Source organism: Halomonas sp. EF61 (assembly GCF_040147045.1).
GTDB classification, from domain to species: domain Bacteria; phylum Pseudomonadota; class Gammaproteobacteria; order Pseudomonadales; family Halomonadaceae; genus Halomonas; species Halomonas litopenaei.
This window is the reverse complement of the sequence record NZ_JAMSHM010000001.1, coordinates 1,947,924-1,964,937: the sequence shown is the minus strand read 5'-3', so window position 1 is coordinate 1,964,937 and position 17,014 is coordinate 1,947,924. Positions and strand designations below refer to the sequence as shown.

Genomic DNA, 17,014 nt, shown 5'->3' with positions numbered 1-17,014 from the left:
GGCTTCCGCTTTGTCCAGCGTGACACCGTCTTGCCTGGCGGACTGACCCGGGACAGGCTGCCCATTGGCCAGGGCGCTATTGGCCGAACCTGGCGAGGCCTGCCGTGCCAAGGTTTGCTCTGACGAGGGCTGTCCTGACGAGGCCTGCCCTGCAGAAGCCAGCACCGCCCAGTAGGCGGCACGCTCTGGATCCACCGGTAGCGACAGCTCACCATCCCGGTAGGCGCGCTCCAGGCGCGCCGCCGCCAACGCATGACCCGCTTCCCCGGCCCGGGCGTACCAGGTCACGGCGTGGTCGTGGCGCGCCGGGTACAGCGCGCAGCCATGTTCGTGGATCTGGCCTGCCTGGTACTGCGCCCTGACGTCCCCGCCATGGGCGGCCTGCAGCACGTAGCGAGCGCCGCGTGCCTTGTCCTGGGGTGCCCGTGACCGGTGAAACAGCATGTGCCCGTACAACGACAGTGCTGCCGGGTGCCCGGCGTCCGCACAGCGTTGAAACAGACGCATGGTCAGCCTCTGGGTTCGCGGCGAGCGGGGCAACCAGCGAGTGTGAAACAACTGCTGGGCCAGACGGTACTCGAGCCGCGTCTTCAGTGACGATGCCTGCTGCATGGCAACAACCTTGAGTCCAAAGGATGGAAGTCGGACCGGACACCTCCTGTGTCGCGGGCGATCTCCTGTTGAATCGACGGTGCCACGGACTCCTCCGCGGCAACGGGGTGGCAAGCATACGCCTGGCCCGATACGGACTCAACCCCCGGGATTTGGCGACCCCTATCGGCCAAAGGTACCATCTCGATGCTTTGCAGCAAAAACGGTCCGGCGGCGGCGCTGCGCCCCCCTGACAAAGGCCTACCACAAGGAGTCCCCATGCAGATCCGTCCCCTTGGCAACACCGGCATCGACGTCAGTCGCCTGTGCCTTGGAACCATGACCTTCGGCGAGCAGAACACCGAGGCCGAGGCCCATGCCCAGCTCGACCGCGCGGTGGCCTTCGGCGTCAACTTCATCGACGCCGCCGAGATGTACCCGGTGCCACCCAAGGCCGAAACCCAGGGACTGACCGAGAGCTATGTAGGCTCCTGGCTCAAGGGCCGCCAAAGCCGCGACGACGTGGTCATCGCCACCAAGGCTGCCGGCCCCGGTATCAAGCACATCCGCGGCGGACCTCGCCTGACTCGCGCCCATCTTCATGAGGCCATCGACGCAAGCCTTGCACGCCTGAACACCGACTACGTCGATCTCTACCAGCTGCACTGGCCGGACCGTTCGACCAACTTCTTCGGTCGCCTGGGCTATACCCACGACGAGGACGAGCAGGCCACCGATCTGGAAGAGACACTGTCGGCCCTCAAGGAACTGGTCGATGCCGGCAAGGTACGCGCCGTGGGTCTGTCCAACGAGACACCCTGGGGCGTGATGCGCTGCCTGCAACTGGCCGAGTCCCTGGGCCTGCCGCGGGTCGCCTCGATACAGAACCCCTACAACCTGCTCAACCGGACCTTCGAGGTGGGGCTGGCAGAGATCGCTCACCGCGAACAGGTGGGACTGCTGGCCTACTCGCCGCTGGCCTTCGGTGTGCTGTCGGGCAAGTATCTGGACGGCGCCCGTCCGCCTGGCGCCCGCCTGACCCTGTGGGACCGCTTCAGCCGCTACAGCTCCGATCAAGCGATCGATGCTACCCGGGCCTACGTCGAACTGGCCCGCGAGCACGCCCTGGACCCGGCCCAGATGGCGCTGGCCTACGTCAACTCGCGCTCCTTCCTGACCAGCAACATCATCGGCGCGACCACCATGGAGCAGCTCGAGAGCAACCTCGCCTCGGAGGCCCTGGTGCTGGCCGACGACGTCATCGAAGGCATCGAGGCCATCCATCACAGGCTGCCCAACCCCAGCCCCTGAAGCGGCCTCGCCCCCCCCCAGCCCCGGCCTCAAGTAGAGAACAACGCCTGCCCTTGCCGGCAGGCATGCCCTCTTTACTATGGTGTCCATAGCCTCGCCCTCGTCCCGAGCGGCGGCGGGGCTTGGTACAATGACTGCCACTTGCCAATTTTCCCTACCTGACATCAGGAGCACGCCCATGCTCAGCGTGATCTCTCCGGCCAAGACGCTGGACTTCGAGACCCCGGCCACCACCGATATCCACAGCGAGCCCGACTACCTCGACCGCTCCCGCGAGCTGATCGACATCCTGCGCGACTACAGCCCGGCCCGCATCTCGGAGCTGATGGGCGTCAGCGACAAGATCGCCGGACTCAACGCGGCGCGCTTCGGTCAGTGGCAGACCCCGTTCACTCCGGACAACGCCAAGGTCGCCGCCCAGGCCTTCCAGGGCGACGTCTACGTCGGCCTGCAGGCCGACGCCTTCGATGAAGCTGACAACCGCTTCGCCCAGGATCATCTGCGCATCCTGTCGGGCCTCTATGGCCTGCTGCGCCCGCTGGATCTGATCCAGCCCTATCGCCTGGAAATGGGCACCCGTCTGGAAAACGCCAAGGGCAAGGACCTCTACGCCTTCTGGAAGCCGCTGCTGACCGAGGAGCTCGACCGGGCGGTGGCACAGAGCGGAACACCTGTGCTGGTCAACCTGGCCTCCAACGAGTACTTCAAGGCCATCGATGCCAGAAAGCTCAAGGCCGAAGTGGTCACCCCGGTGTTCAAGGACTGGAAGAACGATCGCTACAAGATCATCAGCTTCTACGCCAAGAAGGCCCGGGGACTGATGGCCGCCTGGATGATCCAGCAACGCCTGGACGACAAGGAAGGGCTCAAGGACTTCGACGTGGCCGGGTACCGCTTCAACGCCGCCGAGTCCGAGGGTGGCACCCTGGTGTTCACCCGCGACAACCCCGCCTGAGTCGCGCCGCCGCTACGCCGGTAGCGCTCGTCCGTGCGCCGCAGACGGTGCACGGTGCCACCTTTCAGCGATCATGAAGGCGTGGCTTTATTGTCTGGCTTGGCTGGCGCGCCAGCTGTGATCCTCAGGGCGCCAGCCGCAGCGGCCGGGACGCCCTGGGGCGCAGCAGTTCACGATGCACCTCGCGAAAGGTCGCGTCGTCACAGCGTTCCAGCCATTCGTAGGCCACCATGTCGGCGCTGACTTGCCAGGCGCCGGCCTGTCTTGCGCGCTCGCCGGCAAGTCTCGCTTCATCGCTGCGGCGACTGACGCAGCCTTCGACCAGCCAGAACAGCTCGACACCCCGTTCCAGCAGGCCAAGTGCCGTCTGCAGCACACAGATATGGGCTTCGGCCCCGGCAATCACGACCTGACGCGGCGCAGCCGCCTCGAAGGCCTGTGCAATATCGCGCTCCCGGCAGGCGTTGAAGTGACTCTTGGTGAACCAGCGGGTGCTCTGTGGCAGGGCACATTTCAGTCGCGGCTCGGTCGCCCCGAGCCCCTGAGGATACTGCTCGGTCACCCACACAGGCACCTCCAGGCGCTCTGCCACGGCCGCCAGCCAGCCGATCTCGGTGATCGCCTGATCCCCTCTTTCCACCACCGGCATCAATGCCGTCTGCACGTCGACCACCAGCAGCAGACTGTCACTACGTTCGATCAGCATGGGGTCTCCTCGACTTTTCGTTGTACACGGCTTCCCGCGGCGCCCGTTATCGCTAGAATGGACGAGCGACGTGCCTCTGACCACCAGGGTCAAAGGCCCAGACTGGCCAATGCAGGCCGAACTACGGAGATGTCTTCGATGCGTCACCTTCTCGTGATGATCCTTGTCGGCGTGATGGGCTTCGGCCTTGCCGTCGACAGCGCCGACGCCCGCCGCCTGGGTGGCGGCAAGAGTGTTGGTTCCTACTCGCGCCAGGCCAGCCCCAGTGCGACCCAGTCACAGAACACCGCTCGTCCCAACGCCGCCCCGACCGCCGGCAAGAAGAGCGGCCTGATGGGCGGTATGCTCGGCGGTCTGCTGGCCGGCAGCCTCCTCGGCGCGCTGTTCTTCGGCGGCGCCTTCGATGGCCTCGGCATGGTCGACCTGCTGCTGATGGCAGGCGCGGCCTTCCTGCTGTTCAAGCTGCTGGCACGGCGGCGCACGGCCACCGCATCGGCGGGAGGCGGTTCATCCGGCATGCACCGTGAACAGCACCAGAGCTCACCGTTCAACATGCCAGGCTCCGCCGGAGGTCTCGGTGCCCACAGCGCAGGCACTCAGACCGGAGGGCCTCAGGGAGACCCCGCCTGGTTCGACCGTGAACGCTTCCTCGGCGGTGCCAAGGAGCACTTCATGACCCTGCAGCGGGCCTGGGACAACAACGACCTGCCGCGCATCCAGGAGTACGTGACGCCGGAACTCTACAACCTGCTGCGCGAACAGCGGGCCCAGGAGCCGGCCAACAACCAGACCGAAATCGTGCGCCTGTTTGCGGAGCTCGGCGGCGTTCAGGAGTTCGCCAACCAGGCCGAGGCGCGGGTGCTGTTCCACGGCGTGCTCAAGGAAAACGGCAGCGAAACCGAGTTCAACGAGACCTGGCACCTGATCCGCGAAATGCGTGACGATGCCCCCTGGTACATCCAGGGCATCGAGCAGAACGGCTGATCATCGTCGCTGCCTGCCGCCCTCAGCGGCGGGCAGTGATGGCCACCCAGCCCACAAATAGGCAACGCAAAAAGGCCGAGATCCAGGATCTCGGCCTTTTTGTGTTTCTGACGGGCTCAAGGGCCGGTGGGTGCGTCTGAAGGCGCCATGAAGGCGCCATGAAGGCGCCAAGCCTGAAGAAACCGAGCCTGTAGAACCGACGCCCGGCGCAAAAGCCCCGACCAGAAGGTTCGACTTACTGGGCCGCCTCGTCGGTCGCCTGCTCGACCTCGTCACCGGCTTCCTCGACCGCCTGACCCGCGCTCTCGGCAGCCGCATCGGCCCCCTGTTCGGCGTCACCGGCCATATCGCTCAGGGCATTCTGGGCGTCCTCTGCCAGATTGCTCATGCCCTCCATGGCCTCGTTGGCCTGCTCTTGCACGGCATCGGCAGCATCACCCAGCGCTTCCTGAGCATCGTCGACCAGGTTGGAGGCTCCTGCGGCAGCCTCGTCGGCCTGCTGTTCGGCATCGGCAGCGGTTTCGTCCATCGCCTGCTCGGCGTCCTCGGCCTGCTGCTCGGCATCGGCGGCGGCTTCATCCATCGCCTGTTCAGCGTCGGCAGCAGTTTCATCCATTGCCTGCTCCGCCTCTTCGGCCTGCTGTTCGGCATCGGCAGCGGCTTCATCCATCGCCTGCTCAGCGTCGTCGGCGGTCTCGCTCATCGCCTCTCCGGCGTCCTCGGCCTGCTGCTCCGCTTCGGCGGCGGCTTCATCCATCGCCTGCTCGGCATCGTCGGCGGTCTCGCTCATCGCCTCTCCGGCGTCCTCGGCCAACTGCTCCGCTTCGGCGGCGGTCTCCTGCGCCTGCTCTTCCACCGCTTCGCGTGCATCGTCCACCTGAGCGCCAGCGTCTTCGGCCGCGTCGTCCTCGCAACCCGCCAGTACCAGCATCATGGACGCCACAGCGCTGGCCAGGGCCAGACGACGAAACATTCCTTGCTTCATGAAGCACCTCCCGGAGAAAAATTTGTAACTTCCCCGTTTACATTAGAGTGACAATCGCGACTTGGCTAGTACCGACGGCATCAATGATGCCATGCAAGTGCCGGCCCGGACCCAGCGCAGCAGCGCCGACGACGTCCGGGAGCGATGCTTATCACCATGTGACAAGGTGTTGTCGAGAGACGGAACTACTTGAGTGGCACTCTGGCATTCAGAGGCTGCAGCGGCCGGTTATTGGCGTCCCCGATCGCAGCAGAGAACGACTCGACCTGATCAGATGAAATATCCTGCGTGCTCTGCATGATCACCCAGCGGACGCCTTCGGAGCAGGGTGGAGTGGTCAAGGAACCGTTCAGGCGATAGTAGTCATGCTGGGCCGGCAACATCTGCGTGAAGTTCACGGTATCGGTTACGTCGGCACGTTCACCGGCGGTATCTGGCAGGCTATCGGCAAGCGAGCGCAATGCTGCATTTTCCTCGCCTTCCTCGAACAGCACCGTGACTACCGCCAGGTTGCCGTCCTTGTCGCTGTGCACCAGATGCGCTTCCAGCGGGAACCGGCGTCCGTCTACCGTGTGCTCGGAAGGCGCGTGAAAGTGCATCTGCTGCAGGATGAAGAGATCCCCATCAAGCGTCAGCGTGTTGCCCTCGGGGGAGGCTACCTGCACCGTGTGGCCATTGTTGAAGACCCTGGTCCCGGTGGTCGCGTAGTCAAGTTGTAGCGGTGGAAGTTCGGCATCGATAGCGCCATCGATATCGACGGGCGACTGGTTGCGACCTAGGCCACACATACTGAAGTCGTCGTCGATGTCAGCCCAGTAGGCAGGTCCCGTGTCTCCCGTGTAGGACCAGTGTGACGTTTCGGGCGCGGCGGCCATCACTGCCTGGGACATCATCAGGCCGCTCAGTGCCGCCGCGATCTTGATCCGCTTGATCATGAAACAACTCCGTTGCACACAGAAAAGGCCTGCCCCTGGGGACAGACCTCTTATCCTGATACTCCTCAGCGGCGAAGACAGGCGACATCACCGACCCACAAGGTCAGTGTGAGCAGACCCGTCCTTCACGCTGCCTCTCTCGGCATAGCGCCGCTGACGGTGACGCCTGTCACATCAGTTGGTGGCTTCCTCGGCCGACTCTTCCATCTCTTCGCCCATGTCTTCCATGGACTCACCGGCATCCTCGACCGCCTGATCCATTTCCTCGCCGGCCTGCTCGGCAGGGCCTTCCTCTTCGCAGGCGGCCAGACCACCCGCCATCATCGCGATCACGAAAGCCATTCCGAAACGACGCATCATGCTGTTTTTCATAACATCTCCTTGTCTAAGACGTTGGTCGTGATTCCCTTTCACCCTAGCGCTGTCGGTTGACCCTGGCCAGGGTCCAGGGACGCTCACAGAGGGTTCAATCCACAACCCTAAGTCTACTTGACTCTAGCAGGCGGCACGCGCTTCGCACCGTATCCGAGGGAAACCATCAGAAGGGATAGTCGCGAGGCTCGTGCTGGACGCTGACCCATTGCACGGTTGTCATCTCGTTTAGCACCCAGTCACCGTTGAAGCGGCCGATCCCGGAATTCTTCTCACCACCGAACGGCATGTGTGGTTCGTCGTTCACCGGCATGTCATTGACGTGCACCATTCCCGACTCTATCTGGCGTGCCACCCGTTCGCCGCGCGCCGAACAACCGCTGAAGACCGCTGCGGAGAGGCCATACTCGGTGGCATTGGCGATGCGTATCGCCTCGGCCTCACCGTCGGCCTTGATGATGCCGGCGATCGGACCAAAGATCTCGTTGCAGGCCAGGTCCATCTCTTCGCTGACGTGGCTGAACACCCAGGGATGCAGGCAAGGGCCTTCAAGAGAGCCCTCGAGCGCCACCCGGGCACCAGACTCACGGGCCCTGTCGATGGTGTCCTTCAGCCCGTCTAGCTGTTGATCGTTGATGATCGGTCCGATGACGGTATGTGCGTCGGAGGGGTCCCCGACCTTGAGCCCCTTGACCCGCTCGACGAAGCGCTCGACAAAGGCGTCGTGGATCGACGCATCGACGATGATACGGTTGATGGCGATGCAGATCTGGCCCTGATGCATGAACTTGCCGACCACCGCCGCCCGTACGGCCCGATCGATGTCAGCGTCATCGAGCACCACAAAGGGACTGTTGCCGCCGAGTTCCAGTGCCACTGGCTTGATATGTTCTCCGCCGACCGCCCCCTTGGCGATCTGTCGGCCCACCTCGGTGGAACCGGTGAAGGAGATAAGCTTGGCGAGCCGATGTCCGACCAGCGGGTCGCCGAGCTCGCTGCCAGCACCAACCAGAACACTGAGGAGCCCCTTCGGCAGCCCCGCTTCCTCGTAAAGCCGTGCCAGCAGCAATCCACCGGTCAAGGGGGTATCGCTGGCAGGCTTGAGCACCACGGCGTTACCCAGCGCAAGGGCGGGGCCGATGGTGCGCTGGGTCAGGTGGAAGGGAAAGTTCCAGGGACTGATCACGCCAATCACGCCCAGCGGCTTGCGATAGACCCTATGGTCCTTGCCCGGGACGCTCGAAGCGGCAGTGGTACCTTGCACGCGAGTGGCCATGGCGGCGGCTTCGAGCGACATCTCCCAGGCATTGTTCCACTCGAGTTCGGCCTTGATGCGAGTGCTGCCCGACTCGCGGATGATCCACTCGACCAGTTCATCCTTGCGCTCTTCCATCAGTTCGGCGACACGGAGCAGTACAGCCGCTCTGTGGGTAGCGCTGGTATCCGCCCACTGCCGTTGCGCTCGGTCGGCCGCATCAAAGGCACGCTCGACGTCGGAGCAATCTGCCTGGGTGATCTCCACCAGTTGTTTCTGGTGGTAGGGGTCCATCACCTTGAGCGACTCGCCGGAACTTCCAGCCCTCCATTCACCGGCGATCGGCTGCAGATGAAGATCCTTGAGGCTCCACATAACGACTCCTTTCGTTCTGTATAGCTTTCGTCCAACTATCGTCACACAAGGCTAGTCAACCATCACTCGGGTCGCAAGACCCGTCGGAGTGACGATTTGTGTCCTGACATTATTGCCAATGGCCTCTCCTGACCGAGGTGGAGCCTACCTCTCCTCCTCCACAGGGGGCTCGGCTGAAGCGCCCTCCCTACCCCAGCCCACGGATAGGCCGGGCTGATGCTTGCGATCATCATGATGTTCGAATCAGCGGAATACCGGCGACAAAACTGACCCCTGTCAGCAGAGCTGAATCGAGACAGCCATAGACTGAATCTCGACGGGAAGACATCAAGCCACTTTTCAAGCCGCTTTGCTTCTTATGCTCGCCGACGCCCGAGCCTTATGCTCGCCGCCACACGAGCCTTATGCCCGCCGACGCCCGAGCCACCAGCTTGCCAAGGCCCGAGCAGCAGGCACCGTATACACCGAGGAGGTTTCGCAGGTCGCTTTTCTTTCCTTTGTCACGCTATTGGAGGCCAATAATGGCTGTTACCAACCTCGCTGAACTCGACGCCCTCGTCGCCAGGGTCAAGGCCGCGCAACGGGTCTTTGCCAGCTTCTCTCAAGAGAAGGTCGATGCGATCTTTCGCGCTGCCTCGCTTGCCGCCAACCAGGCCCGCATACCGCTGGCCCGCCAGGCGGTGGAAGAGACCGCCATGGGCGTGCTCGAGGACAAGGTGATCAAGAACCACTTTGCCTCGGAGTTCATCTACAACAAGTACAAGGACGACAGGACCTGCGGCGTCATCGCTACCCACGATGAAGCCGGCACCATGACCATCGCCGAGCCGGTGGGCCTGATCTGCGGCATCATCCCCACCACCAACCCCACCTCCACCGCCATCTTCAAGGCGCTGATCTCGCTGAAGACCCGTAACGGCATCATCTTCTCGCCCCACCCACGCGCACGTCACTGCACCAACGCTGCCGCGAAGCTGGTGCTGGAGGCGGCGGTGGCCGCCGGCGCACCACAGGACATCATCGGCTGGATCGACCAGCCCTCGGTGGCGCTGTCCGAGGCCCTGATGAAGCACGAGGGCATCAACCTGATCCTGGCCACCGGCGGGCCCGGCATGGTCAAGGCGGCCTACTCCTCGGGCAAGCCGGCCATCGGTGTGGGCGCCGGCAACGTGCCGGTGGTGATCGACGAAAGCGCTGACATCAAGCGGGCGGTGGCCTCGATCCTGATGTCGAAGACCTTCGACAACGGCGTGGTATGCGCCTCGGAGCAGGCGGTGATCGTACTCGATGAGGTCTACGACGAGGTGCGTGAACGCTTCGCCTCCCACGCGGCCTACCTGCTGTCCGCCGACGAGGCCGACCAGGTCCGTCAGGTGCTGTTGAAAGATGGCGCACTGAATGCCGCCATCGTCGGCCAGTCGGCGGCGACCATCGCCGGACTCGCCGGCATCGAGGTACCGGCCGACACCAAGATCCTGATCGGCGAGGGCGAGCGGGTCAGCATCGACGACGCCTTTGCCCACGAAAAACTGTCACCGACGCTCGGCATGTTCCGCGCCAGTTCCTTCGAGGACGCGGTGGACCAGGCCTGCACCATGGTCGAGTTTGGCGGTATCGGCCACACCTCGGGGCTCTACACCGACCAGGACACCCAGCAGTCACGTATCCGCTACTTCGGCGACCGCCTCAAGACCGCGCGCATCCTGGTCAATATCCCCACCTCCCACGGCGGCATCGGCGACATGTACAACTTCGACATGGCGCCCTCGCTGACCCTCGGCTGCGGTTCCTGGGGCGGCAACTCGATCTCCGAAAATGTCGGTCCCAAGCACCTGATCAACACCAAGACCGTGGCCAACCGGGCGGAAAACATGCTGTGGCACAAGCTCCCCGAATCGATCTACTTCCGTCGCGGCAGCCTGTCGGTGGCGCTGACCGACCTCAAGGACAAGAAGCGCGCCTTTATCGTCACCGACCGCTTCCTGTTCAACAACGGCTACGCCGATGAGCTGATGGCCCTGCTCAAGGGCCTCGGCATGGAGGTCCACACCTTCTACGACGTCGAGGCCGACCCCACCATGTCGATCGTCGACAAGGGCGCCGAGGCCATGGCCAGCTTCCAGCCCGACGTGATCCTGGCGCTCGGTGGCGGCTCGCCGATGGACGCCGCCAAGATCATGTGGGTCAAGTACGAACACCCTGACGTGCACTTCCAGGACCTGGCGATGCGCTTCATGGACATCCGCAAGCGGATCTACCAGTTCCCCACCATGGGCGAAAAGGCCAGCCTGGTGTGCATCCCCACCACCTCCGGAACCGGCTCCGAGGTCACGCCTTTCGCGGTGGTCACCGATGACGCCACCGGCATCAAGTACCCGTTGGCGGACTATCAGCTGACCCCGGACATGGCCATCGTCGATGCCAACCTGGTGATGAAGATGCCCCGCTCGCTGACCGCCTTCGGGGGTTATGACGCCGTGACCCACGCGCTGGAGGCCTACGTCTCGGTGCTGGCCAACGAGTTCTCGGACGGTCACGCGCTGCAGGCGCTGAAGCTGCTGAAACAGTACCTGCCTGCCAGCTACCGTGAGGGCGAGCGCAACGCCGTGGCCCGCGAAAAGGTCCACAGCGGCGCCAGCATCGCCGGCATGGCCTTTGCCAATGCCTTCCTCGGCGTGTGCCACTCCATGGCCCACAAGCTCGGCGCCGAGTTCCACCTGCCCCATGGTCTGGCCAATGCGCTGCTGATTACCAACGTGGTGCGCTTCAACGCCAACGACAACCCGACCAAGCAGACCGCCTTCTCCCAGTACGACCGGCCCAAGGCGCGCAGCCGCTACGCCGAGGTCGCCGATCACCTGGGGCTGTCCCAGGCCGGCGACCGCACCGCCCAGAAGGTCGAGCGACTGATCAACTGGCTCGATGAGCTCAAGCGCGAGCTGGACATCCCCGCCTCGATCAGGGACGCCGGCGTCCCCGAGGCCGACTTCCTGGCCAAGCTCGATGAAGTGGCCGCAGAGGCCTTCGATGACCAGTGCACCGGCGCCAACCCGCGCTATCCCTTGATCAGCGAGCTCAAGGAAGTGCTGCGAGCGTCCTACTACGGAGAGGTCTACGTGGAGGGCGAGACCTTCGCCGGCACCACCGTGATCAAGAAGAGCGAAGCGCGCGCGCCGGCCCGGGCGCTTGCCGATGACCCTGCCAAGGCCCCAGAAAGGGCCCGACAGAACACCAAGGACGAAGCGAGCACACCCACCGGCAAGCCGGCTGGCCGCAAGAAGAAAAAGGAGAAGGCCGACGCCTGAGTCCAAGCTAGCGCCAGAGCCCTTGGCAGGGCTTGATCGAAAGGGGTCCGCCTGACGGTCTTGATCGACCGTCAAGCGCAAGCGACCCATTACCAAAGCCCCCGCGTGAGCGATCTCGCGGGGGTTTCTCTTGTTGTTTGAATTCAGGGCGTCATCCGCGTGCTGGACCAGCGGATCTCACTGCCGGTCCAGCTGCACGGTGCGGCCCCGTCGTCTAGCCGGTGTGCGGCGAGGCGGTCGTTGCCGTGGACGGGCGTCCGATCAGCGACACCGCCACCAGTGCGATCAGTCCCGGCACCGCAAAGGCGGCGAAATTGACCGCGTGGGGCAACGACAGCGACAGCAGCATGCCGGTGACCAACGGCCCCGCCAGGGCTCCGACGCGGCCCACCGCCAGCGCCGATCCCACCGCGGTGGAGCGAATGGCCGGCGGGTAGTACTGAGCGACGTAGGCGTTGATCAGGATCTGGGCGCCGATGGTCGCCGCGCCGGCAACGGCAACCAGGGCATAGAGCACCAGCGTCGAGCTCTTCAGCCCAAGCAGCGCCAGGGCGCAGGAGCCGGCAACAAAGAACACGATCAGCACCAGCCGTGGCGACAGTCGGTCGGACGCCAGTCCTCCACCGATGGCGCCGGCGATGGCGCCAAGGTTCATCACCAGCAAAAAGCCGAGGCTCTTGCCGATGGGATAGCCGGCCATGGTCATCAGTGTCGGCAGCCAGGAACCGAGGGCGTAGATCATCAGCAGGCACATGAAGGAGGCCAACCAGAACATCAGCGTGCTGACGCGGCGCTGGGGCTGCATCAGCGCGGCGACAGGCGCCTTGGCGTCGGCCTCCTCGCTGGCCGCGAGGCGCGGGATGGCATCGAGGCCCTCCTGCCGTGTCAGCTGCTGAGCGATACGCTCGGCCTCCTCATGGCGTCCCTTGCGCACCAGATAGTCGAGGGACTCCGGCAGGTGGCGCCACATGAACGGCAGGCACAGCAGCGGCACCCCCGCCAGGAAGAACATCATCTCCCAGCCCAGGCGAGGCACGATCAGGATGCCGAGGCCCGCTGACAGCATGCCGCCGATGGAGTAGCCGCTGAACATGATCGCCACCAGCGTGGTGCGCAGCCGCCTCGGTGAATACTCGGTGACCAGCGCGACCACGTTGGGCATCACCCCGCCAAGCCCCAATCCGGCGATAAAGCGACACACCGCGAACTGGGTCGGGGTGGTGGCCAGGCCATTGATCACCGTGACCACGCTGAACAGCGCCAGACACGACAGGATGATAACCCTGCGCCCGAGGCGATCGGCGAGGGTGCCGAAGGTGATCGCGCCGACCATCATGCCAAGCAGTGCAGAGCTTCCCAGAAGGCCCGCCTGGATGCTGGTCAGCTGCCATTGCTCCATCACCAATGGCAGCACCACACCATAGATGATCAGGTCGTAGCCATCGAACACGATGATCAGGGAGCACCAGATCAGCAGGTGGCGTTGAAAGCGACCGAAGCGTCGCTCGGCCAGAAACTCGTCAGCGGTGGTGGTCATGGAGACCTCCTGTATTGTTGTCGTTGTGAAGGCGTTGCGATCCGAAGGTTGGGCCCATGGCCGCAAGGACGCTCAGCGTTCGGCTTTCGCCTCGGCCCAGCCCAACTGCCGGCGAGAGGCGATCACGTCGTCCTCGGGGTCGTGCTGCCACAGCCAGTCGAAGCGCTGCTCCAGCTCTCTGGCGATACGCGCCTCGTCATCACCGATTCCCGGCGCAGCGTACTCGTAGAGCTCTCCAGCCTCGAAGGAAGTGGTCTGCACTCGGCTGGCACGAGGCCGTCGCACCGTCTCGAAGGCCGCCAAGACGTCCTCGACACTGGAACGATCACAGCGCGGGTCGGCAAGCAGCTCAGACAGCACATAGGCGTCTTCCAGCGCCTGTCCGGCACCCGCCCCCTGGTGGGGCAGCATGGCGTGGGCGCTGTCTCCCACCAGCAGGACCCGATCGCGCCGGTAGTGCGGCAGCGGCGCGATATCGTGCAGCGCCCAGCGGGTAGGCGCCTCGATCAGCCCGAGAATCGTCCGGGTCGCCGGTCCCCAGTCGGGGAAGTCATCGAACATCTGTTGCTGGCTGGTCTCGACCACCCAGGGCGCGTCCCCCGCCGGCGTGAAGCGCGTGGCGCGGCGATCGGTGACGAAGGCCACCACATTGACGAGTTCGGCCCCCTTGACCGGAAAGGTCAGCAGGTGGCGATCCGGGCCCAGGTACATCTGCGGCACCCGCGCCAGGCGCGGCTCGACGCCGGCCGCCTCGAAGGCCTGGGCCAGGGCGCTGGTCTCGATCATCCCGCGATAGGCCTCGGTGCCGCTGTAGCGAGGCCCCAGATAGCCGTACTGCTGCGGAGGCAACACGTGCTCGCGCACCACCGACTTGATGCCATCGAAGCCGATCACGATATCGGCCTCGGCGTGGCTGCCGTCGGTGAACTCGAGTCGGCACCCGTGATCGTCCTGATCGACGGACGCCAGGCGCTTGCCAAACTGGGCGATACCTTCCGGTAGATGGGCCACGATGGCATCGAGAAAGTCGGCACGATGCACCGATGACTGCCCGCAGCCAGGGGCCAGGGAGGCCGTCAGGTAGTTGTCGTCATGCCAGCGCCGCCACTCGAACCAGACATCCTCGAAGGGCGCCGGGGAGCCATCGGCAATATCGGAATATGGCGCCTTGAGCTCGAGGCGCTCGATGGCACGCACCGCGTTGGGCCCGAAGGAAACGCCGGCGCCGATCTCGGAGAAGGCGTTGGCCGCTTCATACAGGCGAACATTCAGGTCCGCGGCGCGGCCAAGGCCGATGGCCAGGGCGACGCCGCCGATGCCACCGCCGACGACCGCCACCCTCAGTCGAGCGTGCGAGAAGGCGTGTGTTTGCTGGGAGGCTTGATCTGGCTGGGTCATGGTGAAGCTCCTCTGCAGGTCGTCTCGACATGGGGCGAGCCATCTAGAGCCCCCACCTTAGAAAGACGCCCCCCTTGGCTCCACAAAGCCACGATCATGTCTCCCATCAACCGTATGAATATGGCGCCACGTCAGCTGGTTGCGCCGGATTTCGGCCTGCGGGGGGACTTAGGTCTAACCGTGGATCGCCACATTCTCACGGCATACTGAGGCAAACTCACCGAACTATTCTGGCCAATGTCGCCCCCCGGGAGTCCCATCCATGCTCCGTCTGAGCGATATCGATACCAACCTGCTGGTGGTCTTCGACCTGATCCACCGCAAGCGCAACCTCAACCGGGTGGCCGAGCGACTGGGCATCACCCAACCTGCCGTCAGCCACGCGCTGAAACGCCTGCGTACCTTGCTGGACGACGAACTGTTCGAGCGAACCTCGAGCGGGCTGGCACCGACCCCCTACGCCAATCGCCTGCACCCCCTGGTCGAGGACGCCCTGTTACAGCTGGAGCGCGGGCTCAATCTGGCGCGCGACTTTCATCCCACCGCCAGCGACCGGCGCTTCACCGTGTCGATGACCGACATCGGCGAGATCGTCTTTCTGCCACGCCTGCTCGAAGCATTGGAGAAGGCCGCGCCCGGCGTCAGCCTCGAGACAGTGCGAGGCCACAACTTGAAGCGACGCATGGAGGACGGCGAAATCGACCTTGCCGTCGGATTGATTCCCCAGCTGGGTGCCGGCTTCTACCAGCGTCGATTATTCACCCAGCGCTATGTCTGCCTGATGCGCCAGGGCCATCCCTTGGCCAAAGGTGAGCTGACCCGCGAGGCCTTCCTGTGCGCCCGCCACGTCCTGATCGATGCCCAGGGGACAGGCCACGAGTCGATCGCCAACGTGCTGGCCGAGGCCGGTGTACCGAGCCCGGTGTGCCTGCGTATGCCCCACTTCGTCACGGTACCCTTCGTGATCGCCAGCACCGATCTGGTGGTGACGGTGACCGACAAGCTGGCCGAGGCCACCGCCGAGCGCTTTGGCCTGGTGACCCGCGCCCACCCACTGGACTTTCCGCCCTTGCCGATCAACCTGTTCTGGCACCGCCGATTTCATCAGGACCCCGCCAACCAGTGGCTGAGAAGCCTTGTTCATGAACTCTTTGCCGAGTTCGATGGTGAAACATGAGGCAAGATGCGCCTATGCCAAACCATCACAGTCCCTCGCCGATTGGCCTCTCCCAGGAACATGCCCCCTGGCTGCCACTGCCATGGAGTGCTTGCTGGCCCGCCTGCGCTATAGTGTCGAGACAAAGGCGGGTTCCGAGCCCCCGTGCCCGCCCCACAGGACACCCGCATGACGGCCGCCTTTACCACCCGACAGATCGACTCCCGAGAGCGCTTCGCCTTCTGGCACGACGTCGTCTGCAGCCACTGCATTCCAGCCGACAGCCAATGCCTCGACGAACGGCCCTTCCATGGCAGTCTCAACGTCAGGCAATACGGCGACGTCGCCATCAGTACCATGGCCGCCTCTTCCCACCGCTGGCGCCGGCAGTCACACCACCTGTCCCGCGACAGCGACGATGACCTGTGGCTCGGCTTTCTCGAGAACGCCACGGCCAGACTCGACCAGGATCAGCGGCGTATCGCCATCGGGCCCGGCGACCTGGTGCTGTACGATGCCTGCCGCCCGTTCGAATGGTGCCTGAGCGCCAGCGCGCTTCATCTTGTGCGCCTTCCTCGGGCGCCCTTGATGCGTCGCCTGACCTCCACCGAGCCGCTGACCGCGCGACCTATCCCGGCGACCTTGCCCGGCGCCACCTCTTTGAAGGCGTTGATCCGAGACGGCGCCCGGCTGGACGCCGAAGCCTCGTCGATCGGGCTCGGCGAGGCGATGGTCGATCTGGCGGCTCTGGTGCTCGAGGGGCTGGGCGGCGCTGGCGACAGTCGCAATGACGTGCTCTACCGACGCCTTTGTCACTACCTGCAACAACAGCACCGGGACCCGTCCCTGAGCCTCGATCGCATCGCCCGGGACAACCATGTCTCTCGGCGCACCCTCACCCGGCTGTTCGCTCAGCACGGTCACACACCCATGGCAGCACTGTGGGCGATTCGCCTGGAGCAGAGTCGCGCCACCCTGCGGGCAGGTGGTATCCGCAGCGTCACCGAGGTCGCCCTGGAGCATGGCTTCACCAGTGTCTCCCACTTCAGCCGAAGCTTCCGTCAGGCCTACGGTCATCCGCCCTCTACCTTGCTGCAAGCAGGTCGCCACGCACCCGGGACGATGTGACCCCACCAGCTCGCTCTGGCC

Annotated in this window: 13 protein-coding genes and 1 pseudogene; 6 read left to right on the top strand and 8 right to left on the bottom strand. The window is 64.4% G+C overall.

Annotated elements, in window-relative coordinates; genetic code table 11:
* Positions 1–156: 156 nt before the first annotated feature.
* Positions 157–612 (bottom strand): annotated as a pseudogene (locus NFI08_RS08710) (tetratricopeptide repeat protein); the annotation flags it as partial.
* A gap of 258 nt (positions 613–870) precedes the next feature.
* Here NFI08_RS08710 and NFI08_RS08705 point away from each other — a divergent pair.
* Together NFI08_RS08705 and yaaA are read left to right on the top strand one after the other, a co-directional pair.
* A complete protein-coding gene (locus NFI08_RS08705) occupies positions 871–1,902 on the top strand; it encodes an NADP(H)-dependent aldo-keto reductase (RefSeq protein ID WP_213230540.1) in 1,032 nt (343 codons plus the stop codon).
* Between the two features lie 178 nt (positions 1,903–2,080).
* Entirely contained in the window at positions 2,081–2,857 is a 777-nt protein-coding gene (gene yaaA / locus NFI08_RS08700) for a peroxide stress protein YaaA (protein WP_045991356.1), read from the top strand.
* A 124-nt stretch (positions 2,858–2,981) separates the two neighbouring features.
* On the opposite strand, the gene NFI08_RS08695 is transcribed toward yaaA, so the two are convergent.
* A complete protein-coding gene (locus tag NFI08_RS08695) occupies positions 2,982–3,563 on the bottom strand; it encodes an isochorismatase family protein (protein WP_045991357.1) in 582 nt (193 codons plus the stop codon).
* Positions 3,564–3,701: 138 nt separating this feature from the next.
* On the opposite strand from NFI08_RS08695, the gene NFI08_RS08690 reads away from it, so the two are divergent.
* Complete coding sequence (locus NFI08_RS08690; RefSeq protein ID WP_045991358.1) at positions 3,702–4,547, top strand: Tim44 domain-containing protein; 846 nt, start codon at positions 3,702–3,704, stop codon at positions 4,545–4,547.
* 235 nt (positions 4,548–4,782) lie between these two features.
* Here the strand turns inward: NFI08_RS08690 and NFI08_RS08685 are convergent, their stop codons facing one another.
* The 4 genes from NFI08_RS08685 to NFI08_RS08670 form a co-directional block, all read right to left on the bottom strand.
* On the bottom strand, positions 4,783–5,532 hold the full coding sequence (locus NFI08_RS08685) for a hypothetical protein (RefSeq protein ID WP_052704223.1): 750 nt from the start codon (positions 5,530–5,532) through the stop codon (positions 4,783–4,785).
* A 185-nt stretch (positions 5,533–5,717) separates the two neighbouring features.
* On the bottom strand, positions 5,718–6,467 hold the full coding sequence (locus tag NFI08_RS08680) for a carbonic anhydrase (protein WP_240184196.1): 750 nt from the start codon (positions 6,465–6,467) through the stop codon (positions 5,718–5,720).
* Positions 6,468–6,641: 174 nt separating this feature from the next.
* Positions 6,642–6,839 (bottom strand): hypothetical protein, encoded by a 198-nt coding sequence (locus tag NFI08_RS08675; RefSeq protein WP_045991360.1) that lies wholly within the window; start codon positions 6,837–6,839, stop codon positions 6,642–6,644.
* Between the two features lie 166 nt (positions 6,840–7,005).
* The gene (locus tag NFI08_RS08670) at positions 7,006–8,469 is read right to left on the bottom strand and encodes an aldehyde dehydrogenase family protein (RefSeq protein WP_349588646.1); all 1,464 of its coding nucleotides are present in this window, start codon (positions 8,467–8,469) and stop codon (positions 7,006–7,008) included.
* A gap of 521 nt (positions 8,470–8,990) precedes the next feature.
* Between NFI08_RS08670 and adhE the strand changes: the two genes are divergently transcribed.
* Complete coding sequence (gene adhE, locus NFI08_RS08665; protein ID WP_349588643.1) at positions 8,991–11,774, top strand: bifunctional acetaldehyde-CoA/alcohol dehydrogenase; 2,784 nt, start codon at positions 8,991–8,993, stop codon at positions 11,772–11,774.
* 214 nt (positions 11,775–11,988) lie between these two features.
* Here the strand turns inward: adhE and NFI08_RS08660 are convergent, their stop codons facing one another.
* Both NFI08_RS08660 and salA read right to left on the bottom strand, forming a co-directional pair.
* Positions 11,989–13,311, bottom strand: a complete 1,323-nt coding sequence (locus NFI08_RS08660) for an MFS transporter (RefSeq protein ID WP_349588640.1) — start codon at positions 13,309–13,311, stop codon at positions 11,989–11,991.
* Positions 13,312–13,383: 72 nt separating this feature from the next.
* Positions 13,384–14,709 carry a salicylate 1-monooxygenase gene (salA, locus tag NFI08_RS08655; RefSeq protein WP_349588637.1) on the bottom strand — a complete coding sequence of 442 codons (1,326 nt, stop codon included), beginning with the start codon at positions 14,707–14,709 and terminating at the stop codon, positions 13,384–13,386.
* 262 nt (positions 14,710–14,971) lie between these two features.
* Here salA and NFI08_RS08650 point away from each other — a divergent pair, with 262 nt between their 5' ends.
* Both NFI08_RS08650 and NFI08_RS08645 read left to right on the top strand, forming a co-directional pair.
* Positions 14,972–15,886: a LysR family transcriptional regulator gene (locus NFI08_RS08650; RefSeq protein ID WP_349588634.1), complete on the top strand. Its 915-nt coding sequence runs from the start codon at positions 14,972–14,974 to the stop codon at positions 15,884–15,886.
* Between the two features lie 168 nt (positions 15,887–16,054).
* Positions 16,055–16,993, top strand: coding sequence for a helix-turn-helix domain-containing protein (locus NFI08_RS08645; RefSeq protein ID WP_349588631.1), 939 nt, complete (start codon positions 16,055–16,057; stop codon positions 16,991–16,993).
* Positions 16,994–17,014: the final 21 nt, after the last annotated feature.